Source organism: Candidatus Magnetaquiglobus sp. (genome assembly GCF_058402785.1).
On record NZ_JBZVFG010000032.1, the window covers coordinates 15575 to 32306 of the forward strand.

Consider the following 16732-nt stretch of genomic DNA (forward strand, 5'->3'; position numbering starts at 1 on the left):
CCAAACCCGCGCCCGAGCCGCCCAAACCCGCGCCCGAGCCGCCCAAGCCCGCGCCCGAGCCGCCCAAACCCGCGCCCGAGCCGCCCAAACCCGCGCCCGAGCCGCCCAAGCCCGCGCCGGTCGAACCGGTTGCCACCGAACCGGTGGCCGTCACACCGGTCGCGACGCCCGCCGCTTCACCACCGCGCCAGCTCGTGACGCCGGCTCTCTTCGCCCGTCAGGCCATCCGCTTTCCGGTGGAGCACGACGAATCCCCGGTCAAGTCCGTGGCCGCGGTCAAGCCGGCCAGGGTGGTGGTGGATGTGCCGGTGTTGAACCTGCATCCCCTGCCCGCCTTGCAAGGGGAACCGATCAAGGCCGTGACCCAGGGGAGTGAATTGCGGGTGCTGTGGAACGAAAACGGCTGGTTGCGGGTGACGGATACCACCCAGGCCATGGGTTGGGTGCTCGCCTATGGAACCCGCGATGTCAACAATCGACAACGCCTATCGATTCTTGATACCCTCTCCAGTAGAAACGATTAGCATTCCACCGAGGCGCCCGGTCCTGTCATGCCCAGTCAGGACCATCGATCCAATCCAAGGACCTCATTGCATGGCAAACGATCAACATACTCCAACCACGGATCTGGCCGCCCAACTGGTCCGGGTGCCGTCGATCACGCCGACGGATGCCGGCTGTCAGAAAATCGTGGCCGAGCGATTGCGCGCGGCTGGATTCACGGTCCACGAACTCCGCTTCGGACAGGTGGAAAACCTCTACGCCCGTTATGGCACCTCGGGCAAGCATCTCTGTCTGGCCGGCCACACCGACGTGGTGTCTCCAGGTGATCCGGCCCAGTGGCAGTGCGATCCCTTTGCCGGGGAGATTCACGACGGACGCCTGGTCGGGCGGGGCGTGGCCGACATGAAGGGCGGGGTGGCGGCCCTGGTGGTGGCCGTGGAGCGCTATCTCACGACCCATCCCGATTTCGCCCATTCGATCTCGTTTTTGATCACCGGCGACGAGGAGGGCGAGGCGGTCGATGGGACGGTGAAGGTGCTGGAATGGCTGAAAGCGCGCGGGGAGCGGCTCGATTTCTGCCTGGTGGGCGAGCCGACCAGCGACATGACCCTTGGCGATCAGTACAAAAATGGCCGACGCGGCTCCCTGAACGGCGAAATCCGCATTCCGGGACGCCAGGGCCATGTGGCCCATCCCCATCTGGCGGACAACCCCATCCATCGGGCCATGCCGCTGTTGGCCCGGCTGGTGGGACTGCGCCTGGACAACGGCAGCGCCGATTTCCCGCCCACCTCCCTGCAACTGACCACCATCCACGCCGGCGAAGCCACCACCAACAACGTCATTCCCGGCCTGCTGATCGCCCGATTCAACATCCGCTTCGGCACGGCCAGCACCCCGGAATCCCTGGAAAAAGCGATTCGCGGCGTGCTCGATGCCGATGGCCACCCCTACGAGTTGCGCCTGGAACTCTCCGGCCTGCCATTCCTGACCGAATCGTCCCTGCTGGCCGATTGTCTGCGCCAGGCCACCCAGGAGGTTCTCGGCATCACCGCCCGTCCCTCGACCGGTGGCGGCACCTCGGATGCCCGCTTCATCTCCCGCGACTGCCCGCAAACGTTGGAACTGGGCCTGGTCGGAAAAACCATCCACAAGGTGAACGAATCCACCCCGGTGGAAGATCTGGAGATGTTGAGTCGTGTTTATGAACGTCTGCTGGAACGACTCTTCGCGGCGTCATGATCGCGCCGCATGCCTGGCCAGACAACCTGCATCAACCTCAACCCAGAAGGGATTGCCATGGAATTCCTCAACCGCATGAATTTCGGCACCAAAATCATCATCAGCACAGTACTGTTGGTCACGATCGGCATCGCGTTGATCTTCACGCTCGTCAAGAGCCGCATCGAACAAGACGCCATGAATGCCATCATCCAACAGGCACAAGCGATCACGGCTCAGTCCGAGGGAGGGCGCACCTTCATCGCCTCGCTGGGTGCGGCGAACAGCTTCGATCCGGGTCTGCTCAAGGAGGCCCAGGAGGAGATCGCCAAAAAGAACCCCAAATCCACGCAGGAGATCATCGAGGCGGCCCGGCAGACCCGTTTTTACAACACCATCCCCATCGTGGCCTCCTGGACCATCGGCATGAGCCGGGCCAAGGATGCCAACTATGAATTCCGCGTACCGCGCATCGGCGCCCGCAACCCCAAGAACGAAGCCACCCCTTTGGAGAAGTCCATGCTCGAGAAGATGGACAAGGGGAACCTGAACGAACTGTGGCAGGTGGACGAAGCCACCAATACCCTGCGTTTCATGCGTCCCATCGTCTTGAAGAAGGGATGTCTGCTCTGTCACGGCACCGAGCAGGATTACCCGGCGGGCAAGGGGCTCGATCCGCTCGGCATCAAGATGGAGGGGTGGAAGGAGGGCGATCAGCGCGGCGCCTTCGAAATCATCGCCGATTTGAAACCCATGCAATCGGCGGTGCGGGATGCAATGCTCAAGATCTTCGCCCTGGCCGCCGCCATTCTGTTGGTGACCGGGATCATCATCTATTTCTTGATCAAGCGTCTGGCCATGGAGCCGGTGCGGGTGATCCGCAACCTGGTGGGCCATGTGGCCAAGGGGGATCTGACCGTGGACCTTCCCAAGGCCACCACCCAGGATGACATCGGCCAGACCCTGACCGCCACCGGAAAAATGGTCGAGGAGCTGCGCGCCATCGTGCTGCGGGTGCAGGATGCCGCGACCCATGTGACCGACGGGAGTCTGTCGTTGACCGACAGCTCGCAGCAGATCTCCCAGGGTGCCACGGAGCAGGCCGCCTCGATCGAGGAGACCTCGGCGGCCATGGAAGAGATGACCTCCAACATCCAGCAGAACACCGACAACGCCTCCCAGACCGAATCGATCGCCCTGAAGGCCTCGAGCGATGCCCAGGAGGGTGGCGAGGCGGTATCGGCAGCGGTGAAGGCGATGAAGGAGATCGCCGGCAAGATCAACATCATCGAGGAGATCGCCCGTCAGACCAACCTGCTGGCCCTGAACGCGGCCATCGAGGCGGCCCGTGCCGGGGATCACGGCAAGGGGTTCGCGGTGGTGGCCGCCGAGGTGCGCAAGCTGGCCGAAAGAAGTCAGATCGCCGCCGGGGAGATCACCCAGCTGGCCGGTTCGAGCGTGGAGGTGGCGGAACGGGCGGGGATTCTGTTGACCCAGCTGGTGCCGGACATCCAGAAAACCGCCGAGCTGGTGCAGGGGATTTCGGTGGCCAGCCGCGAGCAGACCCAGGGGGCCAGCCAGATCAACAGCGCCATCCAACAGTTGGATCAGGTGATCCAGCAGAATGCCGGCGCCTCGGAGAAGATGGCCACGACGGCCAATCAGCTCTCGGATCAGGCCCAGCTGCTCCAGGAGGCGATCGGCTTCTTCCATGTGGCGGGTGGATCCGCGGCCCGGAGCGTGGCCCGCCGACCCGCCACCACCCTGCCCGCGCCGACTCCGGCGCGCCAGGCGGCGGCGCCTGCCACCTCCTCCACCGCCGCGCGACGCGCCCTGCCCGCGCCCAAAACCGCCGCGCCCAAAACCGCCGCCGGGGGCGTGCATCTGGACATGGGGAGCGGCCATTCGGCCTCGGATGACGAGTTCGAACGGTTCTGAGCCGCACTCGGTTTGGAATGTGCGGTTCAGAACCGTTGAAAAAAAGAGAGCGTCTGGGAGATGCCTCTTCCAGGGTTTGGATTTGAAGTTTGCTTTTGACTTTGGCGCGCTCTTTACAACGAAGCCTTTTTGCGAAAAAGGCGCCACGCGCGGCCTGTGCGAGCGTCGTTTCCGATTGTTGGAAACGACGCTCGTAGCTTGCATGGCAGCCTTGCGGAAAACGACGCCTCCCAAGGATTGCGGTTTGGAAACCGATCACCCGCGTCGCGAACGCGACGCAGGCACGCCCTTCGCGGACCGGGGAGCGTTCGAAGGCGCGCTCCTCGTCCCCATCCTTCCCCGCATGACCGGCCTGGCGGCCCCCGATGCCAGCCATGCCGTCCGACGCCCCACTCCCCATGCGCCGGCCTGTCATCCCCCGTGTTGCCGACCCGATGAGAATTGATCTTCCCAATCCAGGGCATTATCCGGATTGCCCTTGACGCCAGACCGCCTGGAACGGCATCTTCACGAACGTCCGTTCACGACATGGATGCTCAACCCAGGCAATCGACATGGTGTTCCAGCGACTCCCCTCCCCAAACACGGTTGACACCCCGGATCACGCCGCCTGTCGGGCCGAGGCCCTGGAGTTGTTGGCACTCGCCACGGCGCTTGCGTCGAACAAGCGGGAGTGGGAGGCGGAACTGGCCCCGTGGCGCCTGAAGATCAACGCGCTGTTGGCCGATCCGGAGCTGGAGACCTTGCGTGGCGAGCAGCACCTGGAGGCGCTGTCCCTGGAGTTGCGCAGTCGCTGGATCCGCATGGCCCGGTCGGTGGGTGAATCCTTGTTGAGGTCCCCGTTGCAAAACCAGCCGGTCTGCTTCCCGATCAGCCACAGCGTCAATCTGGTCTACGAACGGGTTTTCAATTCCAGACACATCGAAAAAAAGATCGCCCGTTGTTGTCCAGAGATTCCGGACTGGTCGAGCCATGTCGCGGCGTTTGGCAGCGGCATGGCGGCGGTGACCGCGTTGATCCTCACCCTGGGTCATTACCGGAAAAGCTACCGACGAACGGATGGTCATACGTTGCGTCTGGATTGGCTGGGCGGCTACTACGAGATGCAACGTCTGGTGGCCCTGCTGGACAATCCCGGCATCTACGCGCGCCGGATTCCCGAATTTGCCATCCTGCTGGAGCGGTTGAAGAGCGGCAAGACCGACATTCTGTTTCTGGAGCCGGTGCTCTACGACTGGAACCAGACCATCGCCGATCCCCACGCCTTGATCGAGGCTCTCCAGGCCCGTCCCGCGGATCGACCGTGGATCCTGATGACCGACTCCACCTTGCTGGGCGCCACCTTCGATCTGGGAGAGTTCTTGACCGCCTGCGGGAACCGCCGGCCCCTGCTGGCCCTGGATGTCCGATCCGGGTTGAAGCTGGATCAGCATGGTCTGGAGTTTTCCAATCTGGGCATGGTTCGGATCTGCACCCATCAGGATCTGGATCAGACGCGCCACCCCTCCGCAGAGCGGTTCCGCGAACGGTTGACGCGCAATCGCGCGGTATTGGGCAGTGGCTTGAGTCTGGAGGCGGCGGCGATCCTGGAGTTGCCGACCATCCTGCATCCGGAGTGGCGGACCGCCTACCCGCGCCGGATCTTCGCCAACAATCGGGAGGTGGCCCTGGCCCTGAATGGGATTCCCGGCCTGTTCCGACGGGTCAACCATCCGGCCCTGGGACCTCACCGCCATCTGAACTGGGCGGAATCGCCGTTCGTGGTGCTGGAGTTCCATCAGCATGAGGACACCAGGGAGAATCATGCCCTGTTGCTGCGCATCGTCGAAAACGAGGCCAGGGAACGGGGCGTGGCTTTTTATCTCGGGGTGAGTTTCGGCTTTCGTCACCACCGCTGCGAGGTGGTGGTCTCGGAGAACAGCTTTCCCTATCCGGACGGGCAGATGCGCGGCTTTTTCAAGGTGGCGGTCGGCTCCAGGCGTGGCCCCTCCCTGGCGGGCATGCTGGCACTGCTCCAAGAGTTGGCGGCCTGCGCGGATTTCGCGGCGTTGCGCCAAGCCTATCCGCGCTGGGTAGCCTGACTCGCTTTCCGATCCGCCCTGGCAGGATGCGCATGCCTTTGGATTCGTCATCAAAGGAATGGGCAGCCATTATTGATTATAAGGAATGATCCCCCGGCAGAGCCGGGGGCTTTCGATTGCTGGCCCCTCAAAAGGGCCTTTTCGCAACCGTTGAAAAGCAGTCCGAGGAATTTTCAAAGTCTTGAGTTCGTCCCAGCCCCATGTCTCCAGGCGCTGAGGCACGCACGACCAAAAGGCCATCAAACCATGGAATATTCCCGGAAATGTCAAACTTTGTGAGTCCCCCGGCAGAGCCGGGGGTTTACTTATGATTCATCACCAGACATTCTGGCCATCAGACTCTCTACTCTTTTTTCAACAGTCAAGGCGATCCATTCCCAGTCGGGTACAGATCAACTCCCCGTCATCGGCGCGGCCAGCAGACGATCGGCGCCCAGGCTGATCAACTCACGGGCCAGGGCGCGCCCCAGCGCCTCCGGCTCCTCGGGATCACCGCTCACGTCTCGGGTGATCAACTCCCGGCCATCCAACGAGCCGACCCGACCGGCCATCACCAGACGCTCGCCCTCCAGCCGCGCGAAACCGGCGATCGGCACCTGACACCCCCCCTCCAGCTCATGCAGGAAAGCCCGCTCGGCCCGCACCGCGGTACGGGTTTCCGGATGGTTCAGCGGCTCGAGCCACCGCCGGGTGGCCGCGTCGTCCAGACGGCACTCGATCCCCACCGCGCCCTGGCCATTGGCGGGAATGATCCGCTCCGGCGCGAAATACTCCACCACCCGCTCCAGAAGTCCCAACCGCTTCACCCCGGCGGCGGCCAGCACGATGGCCTCGAACTGGCCGGATTCGAGCTTGGCGATGCGGGTGTTGACATTGCCGCGCAGGGATTCGATCCGCAAATCCGGGCGTTCGTGCAGCAATTGGCACTGACGGCGCAACGACGAGGAGCCGACCCGCGCCCCATGGGGCAGATCGCTCAAACCCGCGTAACGCACCGAAAGCAGCACGTCGCGGGGATCTTCGCGTTCCAGAATCGCGGCAATGCCCAACCCTTCGGGAAACTCCGCCGGTACATCCTTCATCGAGTGGACCGCCAGATCGACGCGCCCATCGAGCAGCGCCTCTTCCAGTTCCTTGACGAACAGCCCCTTGCCGCCGACCTTGGCCAGCGGCACATCCAGGATGATATCGCCCCGGGTCTTGATGATGACCAGCTCCGCCTTGAGACCCGGATGAATGGATTCCAGCCGGGACTGGACCCAACGGGCCTGCCAGAGCGCCAGGGCACTGCCGCGCGTGCCGATCTTGAGGGTGGTATTCATGTTTCCGCTCGAATCTTTCGATCCCAACACATGGCATCGATGGTGAAAGGTGACATCGCGACATGGGGGGAGAACCCCCTCGCCCCCCACCGGGGAAGTCTCTTGCGAAACATCCCCGGTGGATTGGCAACATGGGGGGAGAACCCCCTCGCCCCCCACCGGGGAAGTCTCTTGCGAAACATCCCCGGTGGATTGGCAACATGGGGGGAGAACCCCCTCGCCCCCCACCGGGGAAGTCTCTTGCGAAACATCCCCGGTGGATTGGCAACATGGGGGGAGAACCCCCTCGCCCCCCACCGGGGAAGTCTCTTACGAGACATCCCCGGTAAAAGGGAGTATCCTGATCACCATGGCATAAAACAGGTCACAAGGACAAGGATCATGCGGATTCTGGGCATCGAAAGCAGTTGCGACGAGACCGCCGCCGCCGTGGTGGAGCTGGATGGGATGGCGGCGACGGCGCGTCCGCGCCTGCTCTCCAACGTGGTGCATGGTCAGGTGGAGGTGCATGCCCGTTACGGTGGGGTGGTGCCGGAGCTGGCCAGTCGCGCCCACATCCGCAACGTCCAACCAGTGATCGATCAGGCGTTGCGCTTGGCCGGGGTCGAACCTTCCGCCCTGGACTGCGTGGCGGTGACCGCCGGACCGGGACTGATCGGGGGCTTGTTGACCGGCATGGCCGCGGCCAAGGGGCTGGCCATGGCCCTGGATCGCCCGCTGGTCGGCGTACACCACATGGAAGGGCATCTGATGAGCCCGTTTCTGGATCCGAACGCGGGTGACATGGCTTTTCCCTTCGTGGCGCTGTTGGTGTCGGGCGGCCATACGTTGTTGGTACACGCGCGCGGGTTCGGGGATTACCGGGTTCTGGGTCGCACCCGCGACGATGCGGTGGGCGAGGCCTTCGACAAGGGGGCCCGACTGCTGGGACTGGGCTATCCGGGCGGACCGGCGATCGCCGCGCTGGCCGAGGGCGGGGATCGGTCCGCCATCCCCTTTCCCCGCGCCATGCCGGGACGCACGCAACTGGATCTCTCCTTCTCCGGCTTGAAGACCGCGCTGCGCACCTTTCTGGGCCACCATCCGGACAAGCAGACGGACGCCGGATGGCGGCGCGACGTGGCCGCCTCGTATCAGGAGGCGATCGTCGATGTGCTGGTCACCAAGTCGCTGGCTGCCTGCCGGGAGAGCGGGGAGCGCCGCCTGATCGTGGCCGGGGGCGTGGGGGCCAACCATCGGTTGCGCGAAATGCTGGCGGAACGGGCCGAAAGGCAATCGGTGCGCGTCTACTTCCCGCCGCTGGCGCTCTGCACCGACAACGGCGCGATGATCGGCCTGGCCGGGGCACGCCGGTTCCTGGCCGGGCAGAGGGATGGATGGATGTTGAACGCGCGTGCGCGTTGGCCCATCGAAGGGTTGGCGGACCAAAGGGCTTGAGGGACGGAAAAGCACGGCTGTTCGCGGTCCGCCGGACGTGGGTTCTGAATGGGATGGTGAATCATGGATACGACATCAACAGCGGTCATCGGCGCGGGATCCTGGGGCACGGCCCTGGCCACGGTGCTGGCGAGCAAGCTGCCGCGCGTCACCCTCTGGTGCCACGAGCCGGAGGTGGCCGAAGGGATCAACCGGGACCAGCGCAATCCGCTCTTCCTGCCGGAGTTCCAACTGCCGGGCAACATCGTCGCCACCACGGATCTGCACCGGACGGCCCGAGAACACGCCATTCTGGTGATGGTGGTTCCGACCCAGTTCACGCGGGGGATCCTGACCGCGTTGCGGGAGTCGGTTACCCCGGAGACCCTGTTCGTCTCGGCCAGCAAGGGGGTCGAGGCGGCCACCATGACCCTGTTGTCCGAAATTCATGTGGACATTCTGGGCGCGGAGCTGGGAGGCAAAAGCTGCTTTTTGTCCGGACCGTCGTTCGCCCGCGACACCATCATGCGTCTTCCGGCGGCGGTGGCCATCGCCGGCGGGGATCCCGAACGGGTGGAACGGGTGCAAAAACTCTTCCATACCCCGTGGTTTCGCACCTACTCCACCGATGACGTGATCGGTCTGGAGCTGGGCGGAGCGTTGAAGAACGTCATGGCGCTCGCGGCGGGGATCTCCGACGGACTCGGCATGGGACACAGCGCCCGCGCGGCGCTGATCACCCGCGGCTTGAACGAAATGCTGCGCCTGGGCATCAAACTCGGCGCCCGCCCCGAGACCTTCGCCGGACTCTCCGGACTCGGCGACCTGCTCCTGACCGCCACCTCGGACCTCTCCCGCAACCGGAGCGTGGGGGTGCGCATCGGACGCGGCGAACCGTTGGAGTCGATTCAGCGCGGAACCCACGAAATCGCCGAAGGGGTGCGCACCGTGGAGGGGGTGCGCCGTCTGGCCGAAAAACTCGATCTCGACCTGCCGATCACCCGCGCGGTGCATGGCATCCTGTACGAGGGACGCGCCCCGCTCGACGCGGTGCGCGATCTGATGGAACGGGATCTGAAACCCGAACATGGTGGTTTCGAGGGGTGATGGCCATGGCCACCGCACGCAAACTCCCCTCCCCATGCGTCAAGAAGCCGCAAATCATCGGCTGGCGCGAGTGGGTCGCCCTGCCGGAGATGGGGGTGGAGCGGATCAAATGCAAGATCGACACCGGTGCCCGCACCTCGGCGTTGCACGCCCTGGATCCCCACCTCGTCGAACGGCCCGAGGGGGCCTTCGTCCGCTTCAAGCTCCATCCGGTGCAACGCAAAAGCAAGCCGGAGATCTTCTGCGAAGCCCCGCTGGTGGACTCCCGCACCGTGGTCAGCTCCGGCGGCCATACCGAACAACGCTTCGTGATCCGCACCCGTGTCCAGCTCGGCGAACGGGATTGCGAGGTGGAAATCACCCTCACCGATCGCGCGCCCATGGGCTTTCGTATGCTGATCGGACGTACCGCGGTGCGCGGCAAGTTCCTGGTGGATCCGGGCTGCTCGTTCCTTTTGTCGCGCACCCCGCACGATGGGGGAAGAACCCCCTCGCCCCCCGACCGTAACAAGGAGGCGGAACCATGAAAATCGCCATCCTGGCCCGCAATCCGAATCTCTATTCCCACAAGCGGCTGGTGGAAGCGGCGCGCGAACGCGGTCACGAGATCGAAATCATCGACACCTTGAAAATCTACATGAACATCTGCCCCAATCAGCCGCGCATCCGTTACGGAGGCAAGGAGTTGACCGGCTTCGACGCCGTGATCCCGCGCATCGGCGCCTCGATCACCTTCTACGGGTTGGCGGTGCTCAATCAACTGGAGATGATGGGGGTCTATCCCCTCAACGGCAGCGAATCGATCGCCAAATCCCGCGACAAGCTGCGCTGTCTGCAACTGCTGGCCGGGGCCGGCATCGGACTGCCGGTGACCGGCTTCGCCCACGCCACCCAGTTCACCGATGACCTGATCCAGATGGTCGGCGGCGCGCCGGTGGTGATCAAGCTGCTCGAAGGGACCCAGGGGATCGGCGTGGTGCTGGCCGAAACCCACCGTTCCGCCAAAAGCATGATCGAGGCCTTTCGCGGCATGGATGCCAACATCCTGGTCCAGGAGTACATCCAGGAGGCCAAATCCGCCGACATCCGTTGTCTGGTGGTGGGCGAACGGGTGGTGGCCTCGATGATGCGTCAGGGCCATGGCGAGGATTTCCGCTCCAACCTCCACCGGGGCGGCCAGGCCCTGCCGATCCGCATCACCCCGCAAGAGCGCCAGACCGCCGTGCGCGCCGCCCGCCTGATGGGGCTGAATGTGGCCGGCGTGGACCTGTTGCGCTCCAACCGCGGCCCTCTGGTCATGGAAATCAACTCCTCCCCCGGCCTCGAGGGGGTCGAAAAGGCCACGGGCATCGACGTGGCCGGCAAGATCATTCAGTTCCTGGAACACAAACTTCGTCCCGTCCGTTCTCGCAAACCCAAAGCCTGATTCAAGGAGATTCCGATCATGGCAACGACCAACAAACTCGCGGGAGATATCTGGGGCGGTCTGGCCGCCATGCTGGTGGCCCTGCCCTCCGCCATCGCCTACGGCGTGGTGAGCTTCACCCCGCTCGGCGGCAGCTACCTCGGGGTCGGCGCCATGGCCGGGGTGATCGGCACCGTGATCCTCGGCCTGGTGGCCCCGGCCATCGGCGGTGCGCCACGCCTGATCACCGCACCCTGCGCCCCCGCCGCCGCGGTGCTTTCGGCCCTGTGCGTGGAGCTTCTGGCCGGCAACCAGAACCTCTCGGCCCTCGCCCCGGAACAGATCCTGCTGCTCATCGCCATCGTCGGCCTGCTCTCCGGCGTGCTCCAGGTGCTCTTCGGGGTGCTCGGCGGCGGCAAGGTGATCAAATTCATCCCCTACCCCGTGGTCTCGGGTTACTTAAGCGGCGTGGGCATGCTGATCTTTCTGAGCCAGATCCCGAAACTGTTTGGCCTGCCCAAGGGAACCCCGGTCATGCAGGGGCTCTTCGATCCCGCGCTCTGGCAGTGGACCGGCATCGTCGTCGGCATCGTCACCATCATCGGCATGAGCCAGGCGGCACGCATCACCAAGGTGATCCCGGCCCCGATCATCGGCCTGATGGCCGGCATGATCACCTATTTCGTCATTGCCCTGGCCCGTCCGGAACTCCTGCAACTGACCGACAACAAACTCCTCATCGGTCCCATCGACGTCGATTTCACCGCCATGAGCCACGGCATGGAGGAGCGCTGGAACGCGGTCGAGAAAATGGGCATCAAGGATTTCGCCGCCATCCTCGTCCCGGCCATCACCCTGTCGGTGCTGCTCTCCATCGACACCCTGAAAACCTGCGTGGTGGTCGATGCCCTCACCCGCACCCGGCATGACTCCAACCGCACCCTGATCGGTCAGGGGGTCGGCAACCTCTTGACCGCCGTGGTCGGCGGCATGCCCGGCGCCGGCACCATGGGCGCCACCCTGGTCAGCATCAACAGCGGCGGTCAGACCCGCCTGTCGGGTCTGCTGGAAGGGGTATTCTCCCTGATCGTGCTGCTGCTGTTCGCCAAACTGATCGGCTGGGTGCCGATCGCCGCCCTGGCCGGCATCCTGATGGTGGTCGCCTATCGCATGGTTGACTGGCACAGTCTTGCGCTGCTCAAACAGCGCTCCACGGTGCTCGACTTCTTCGTGATCCTGGCGGTGGTGTTGGTGGCGGTGGCCTTCAACCTCATCGCCGCCGCCGGGGCCGGCATCGGCTTCGCGGTGGTGCTGTTCCTGCGTGAACAGGTGCGCAGCTCGGTGGTGCGGCGCCGTCGCCACGGGGATCGGGTCTCCTCCAAACGGGTCCGCCTGCTGGAAGAGAAGGAGATCCTCGCCGCCAACGGCACGGTGAGCACCATCGTCGAGTTGCAGGGAAATCTCTTCTTCGGCACCACGGACCAGTTGTTCACCAGCCTCGAGGCCGACATCAAGAGCTGTCGCTTCCTGATCCTCGACATGCGTCATGTGCAGTCGGTGGATTTCACCGGCATCCGCATGCTCACCCAGATCGGCGCCATGCTCAAGGAGCGGGATGCCTACCTGATCTTCAGCGAACTGCCCACCTCCCTGCCCACCGGGCTGGATCTGGGCACCTACTTCGAACAGACCGGATTGCTCTCCCATGGCGACAACATCAAGCTCTATCCGGATCTGGACGCGGCCATGGAGTGGGTGGAAGATTATCTGATCGAGGAGAACCGCAAGCTCAAGACCGGCGAAACCCGGATGATGAATCTGAACGATATCCCGCTGTTGCGCGGTCTGCTCGACGAGGGGAGCCTGGAGATCCTCTCCTCCTCCACCGAGGAGCGCAGCTACGACGCGGGCGACAAGGTGTTCAACCGCGGCGACGAGGGGGACGAGATCTATCTGATCCGGCGCGGCCAGGTGCGCATGGTGCTGCCGTTGCCGAGCGGCAAGATCCTCACCCTGGCGGTGTTCGGGCGTGGACATTTCTTCGGTGACATGGCGTTCCTGGATCGCGGTCACCGCTCCACGGACGCGGTGGTCGATACGCCGACCGAACTGTACATCATCTCGCGCAAGCGTTTCGAGGAGGTGGCCAAGAGCCATCCGGTGTTGGGACACCACGTTTTCAGCCGTCTGGCGCGGGCGTTGTCGCACCGGCTGCGTTATGCCAATGCCGAGTTGATGGCCTTGAAGGATGCGTGAGGGGATGGCGGCGAGAACGGGAGGGCGAGGCGTCCGGACGCGGCGTGATGGCCGGGTCCGAACGTCCGCCACCCGGGAATTCACGGACAAACCACGTCAAACCCCGCATTTTCCGGGATCGTGACCCGTGCGCCAGCCGACCTGGACGACTCCCTGTCTGGTCAGAAGGTACGCCATGCGCGATCGGAATGTTTTAAGGATGATCCGAAACCATAGGGGCTTGACGTGGATTTTGATAAGTGATAGATCTGTCATGAATCGAAAAGGTATGAACAGCCCTGTGAATAACTGTTCAGAAATGGTTTCGAAAGGTTGTACACAACCCTTCATGCGTGCGCACGGCCTGAGGTGATTCGGCAGCCTGTCCCGCATGTTCAAGAAAAGTGCATGACGCGAAACCCTGGAACCGGCTTTGACCGATCCATGGCGCTTCTGGCGTCTTGATCTCCATCTTTCCATATCCGCCACCATGAAGGTGACGGCAACACCTTGTCCCTGTCTGCGCGGCTTGCCGCATTCAAGATGGCACGGAGAATTATAAGGGTTTGCTGATATTGTATATATAACCAATCGATAGATGGCTTGTCTTCAACGAAATACATAATGTTGAAATGTTTGCCTTTTGCAAATCCTTCTTGGGATTCGATTGTTGTTTTTGCATTTGGCACACCAGCGCAGGATCAACCGTGACTCACAAACAAACATGGAGGATTCAATGAACTTGAAAGCAGTCGCAACCTTGACGGCATTGGGAGGACTTCTCTTGTCTGCCGGCTCCGCCATGGCGCACGAGAGCCATTCCTACACCTGGCACAAGGGATGGCATCATGTCGGTTTCTATTGCCAAGCACCTTCCGTGCCAAACACTCCGGTAGACCGCTACGGCTGCGCTGCCGTCCCCGACGCCGACCATGATGGTGTGGCCGATGTCAACGATCGCTGCTCCGACACCCCTGCCCTGGCCAAGGTTGACATGCACGGCTGTCCCCTGGATTCCGACCGGGACGGCGTGCCGGACTACAAGGATGACTGCGCGAACACCCCTGCCGGCGTGCCGGTGGACTCCTTCGGCTGCCCGATGGACAAGGACTCCGATGGCGTGATCGATGGCGCGGACAAGTGCCAGGCCACCCCGAGGGGCGACAAGGTGGATATGGCCGGATGCAGCCTGACCGCCAAGTCGGTGGTCACCTTCGCGCACGGCAGCGCGGTCATCGGCACGGCCCAGGCCAAGGCTCTCAAGGAGCTGGCCGCGGTCATCAAGGCCAATGGCGGCGTGCGGTTCCAGATCCAGGGCCATGCCGACGAAAGCGGTACCGCCGCCGGCAACGTCACGCTCTCCAACCGTCGCGCTCAGGAAGTGCGTGCCTTCCTGCTGCGTCAGGGCATCAAACCGGCCCAGTTGAACACCGTCGGATATGGCGCCACCCGCCCCGTCGCTTACAATCTGATTCAGAGCAAGAATCGTCAGGAGTCCAACCGGCGGGTGGAGATCCATGCGCTCTCCGGCCATTACACCATCCGGGAGAGCGATACCATCCGCTGATCTCCATGGCATGATCTGCCAGGGCAGACGTTCATTCAACATCCTGGAGCCCGCGGGTTTCCAGTTCAAGTCAGCATTTTAGGAGAAATCGATGGAACTTACGAAATCGACCGTCAAGAAATCCTTGTATGGTGTGGCCATGCTGCTGTTGCTCGGCGGCTGCGGCACGAATCCTCCGGCGGGTCATGCCCTGAATCAGCACGACTCCATGGAGCGGACCCTGGTCAGCACCCATGAGAACACCGAATTCCTCATCAAGATGGATGTCGGCTCTTTCTGTCGCGCCGGCGACTTCTGGGGCGCCAAACTGCGCAACGGCAACGGCAACATGCATGGCAAGCACCAGGTGAATCCGGAGTTCGTTCAGTTCCTGCGCACCGGGGAGATGAATGCCGCGACCCAGCCGACCCCGTTGGGACGCTTCTATTTCGGCGTGACCCAGGAGCTGCGCACCAAGTTCAACTCCTGTTTCCGGACCAGCTATGCCCGGCTCGACGCGGATGACGTTCTGGGTTATCACGTCTCCACCGCCGCCGGTGAAATTGGCCGCGAAATCGGCGTCGGCTATGCCCAGTGGCCCAAAAAGTTCTTCCAGATCAATCTGGATCGTTCCGGTTCCTACCAGGGCAAGTTCGACACCCTCCTCAAGGAGACCAATGCCCACGCCGTGGCGATGCTGGAACTGTTCGAAGAGCTGCTGATCACCGGTTCACCGGCGGATCGTCAATCCTTCCAGAACGGCTTCGTCTGCGGCTATCGGGAGTCCATGAAACGGACCCTGGCCGAAATGGCCAAGGAGATGCCCGCCGTGAGCCAGAAGCATGTGGCCTCCGCCGAGGATCTGGCCAAGACGGTGATCTGCCCGAACGCCCCCATCACCGGTTACGAGCTTTCCTACACCCGGACCGACAACTTCATGACCAAGGAGCTGGAAGGTCAGTTCTACGCCAACCATGCCAGCGAGGCCTCGGATACCGACAAGTTGGCGTTCCGGATCTTTTCCGCCGAGGAGATCTATCTGCGCAACTATCGCCGGGCGCTGCAAGCCGTCGGCTTCAAGGTGGGCAAGGCCCTGTTCCATGGTCTCAAGGAGCGCAACGACGGCGTGGAGTATCTGCGCAATCTCTCCCTGGCCGTGGACAAGAGCGAGGATCTCCAGCGCTACATGGCCCCCGGCTTCCTGGCGGGCTTCGAGCACAACGGCGAAAAGTATCTCAACGACATGCTCGGACAGCTGAATCTGCCCCGCGCCAGCGCCGCCGGGAAGCCTGCCGCTCAGGCCGACAAGCCTGCCGCGGCTCCGGCCAAGACCAGCAAGAGCGAAGCTCAACCCGCCGCCACCCTTTCCAAGAGCGAAGCCAAGCCTGACGTGCAACCGGTCTCCGCCACCACCAAGGATGCGGTTTCCGCCCGGAGCGGCACCTGCTTCGTGCATGTGGGCTCCTTCCAGAAGGAGCACAATGTCCATTCCGCCCAGGATGTGCTGAAGAAGAACGGTATCGACAACGTTTCCGTGAAGTCGGTGCCCGCCAAGCAGAACGACGCCACCGTCGAACTGCTCCAGGTTCGGGTGGGGCCCTTCGCGACCCATGAGATGGCTCAGAGCGAGCGTCCCCGCGTTTCCCAGATCATTGGCAGCGCCATCGGTGGCGTGGTTTGCGACATCTGAGAGGCGGCTGGTTGAGTATCGGAGTTCGATGTGGGCCATGGATGGCCCATTCGTTGACCGTGGACCGCCTGAAGGGAGGGCCATGGGATGGAGGGTGAAGGGGTGCTCCTGAGAGCATGGTTCGACCCCCTACAAGTTGGCGGGGTCCAGGGGCCAATGGCCCCTGGTGGGGTTCGGGGCGAAGCCCTGAGGTTTGGTCTTTGACTCTTCCTTTTCTGTTGGCTTTGTCTTTCGCGCGCTTTTCACGATAAGCGATTTTTCGCGTCT

The 16732-nt window shown here is 63.2% G+C and carries 12 protein-coding genes; 11 read left to right on the forward strand and 1 reads right to left on the reverse strand.

Annotated features, from left to right (window positions below; translation table 11 throughout):
- The 4 genes from ACV4UY_RS11245 to ACV4UY_RS11260 form a co-directional block, all read left to right on the forward strand.
- The coding region (locus ACV4UY_RS11245; protein WP_491607681.1) for an SH3 domain-containing protein at positions 1 to 524 on the forward strand (524 nt) is incomplete at its 5' end.
- Between the two features lie 70 nt (positions 525 to 594).
- On the forward strand, positions 595 to 1746 hold the full coding sequence (gene dapE, locus ACV4UY_RS11250; protein ID WP_491607682.1) for a succinyl-diaminopimelate desuccinylase: 1152 nt from the start codon (positions 595 to 597) through the stop codon (positions 1744 to 1746).
- Between the two features lie 57 nt (positions 1747 to 1803).
- A complete protein-coding gene (locus ACV4UY_RS11255) occupies positions 1804 to 3663 on the forward strand; it encodes a methyl-accepting chemotaxis protein (protein WP_491607683.1) in 1860 nt (619 codons plus the stop codon).
- Positions 3664 to 4217: 554 nt separating this feature from the next.
- Positions 4218 to 5744: a hypothetical protein gene (locus ACV4UY_RS11260; RefSeq protein ID WP_491607684.1), complete on the forward strand. Its 1527-nt coding sequence runs from the start codon at positions 4218 to 4220 to the stop codon at positions 5742 to 5744.
- A gap of 392 nt (positions 5745 to 6136) precedes the next feature.
- Here the strand turns inward: ACV4UY_RS11260 and hemC are convergent, their stop codons facing one another.
- Positions 6137 to 7066 (reverse strand): hydroxymethylbilane synthase, encoded by a 930-nt coding sequence (gene hemC / locus ACV4UY_RS11265; protein WP_491607685.1) that lies wholly within the window; start codon positions 7064 to 7066, stop codon positions 6137 to 6139.
- 381 nt (positions 7067 to 7447) lie between these two features.
- Between hemC and tsaD the strand changes: the two genes are divergently transcribed.
- The 7 genes from tsaD to ACV4UY_RS11300 all read left to right on the forward strand — a co-directional run bounded on the left by tsaD (position 7448) and on the right by ACV4UY_RS11300 (position 16465).
- The gene (gene tsaD, locus ACV4UY_RS11270; protein WP_491607686.1) at positions 7448 to 8503 is read left to right on the forward strand and encodes a tRNA (adenosine(37)-N6)-threonylcarbamoyltransferase complex transferase subunit TsaD; all 1056 of its coding nucleotides are present in this window, start codon (positions 7448 to 7450) and stop codon (positions 8501 to 8503) included.
- Positions 8504 to 8566: 63 nt separating this feature from the next.
- Positions 8567 to 9589 carry an NAD(P)H-dependent glycerol-3-phosphate dehydrogenase gene (locus ACV4UY_RS11275; RefSeq protein ID WP_491607687.1) on the forward strand — a complete coding sequence of 341 codons (1023 nt, stop codon included), beginning with the start codon at positions 8567 to 8569 and terminating at the stop codon, positions 9587 to 9589.
- Positions 9590 to 9594: 5 nt separating this feature from the next.
- Positions 9595 to 10116, forward strand: a complete 522-nt coding sequence (locus tag ACV4UY_RS11280; RefSeq protein WP_491607688.1) for an ATP-dependent zinc protease family protein — start codon at positions 9595 to 9597, stop codon at positions 10114 to 10116.
- Positions 10113 to 11015 carry a 30S ribosomal protein S6--L-glutamate ligase gene (rimK, locus tag ACV4UY_RS11285; RefSeq protein WP_491607689.1) on the forward strand — a complete coding sequence of 301 codons (903 nt, stop codon included), beginning with the start codon at positions 10113 to 10115 and terminating at the stop codon, positions 11013 to 11015. The genes ACV4UY_RS11280 and rimK overlap by 4 nt, the downstream gene beginning before the upstream one ends.
- An 18-nt stretch (positions 11016 to 11033) precedes the next feature.
- Positions 11034 to 13250 (forward strand): SulP family inorganic anion transporter, encoded by a 2217-nt coding sequence (locus ACV4UY_RS11290; protein WP_491607690.1) that lies wholly within the window; start codon positions 11034 to 11036, stop codon positions 13248 to 13250.
- Positions 13251 to 14013: 763 nt separating this feature from the next.
- A complete protein-coding gene (locus tag ACV4UY_RS11295) occupies positions 14014 to 14796 on the forward strand; it encodes an OmpA family protein (protein ID WP_491607691.1) in 783 nt (260 codons plus the stop codon).
- Between the two features lie 91 nt (positions 14797 to 14887).
- The gene (locus ACV4UY_RS11300; protein ID WP_491607692.1) at positions 14888 to 16465 is read left to right on the forward strand and encodes an SPOR domain-containing protein; all 1578 of its coding nucleotides are present in this window, start codon (positions 14888 to 14890) and stop codon (positions 16463 to 16465) included.
- The last annotated feature ends 267 nt before the right edge of the window (positions 16466 to 16732 follow it).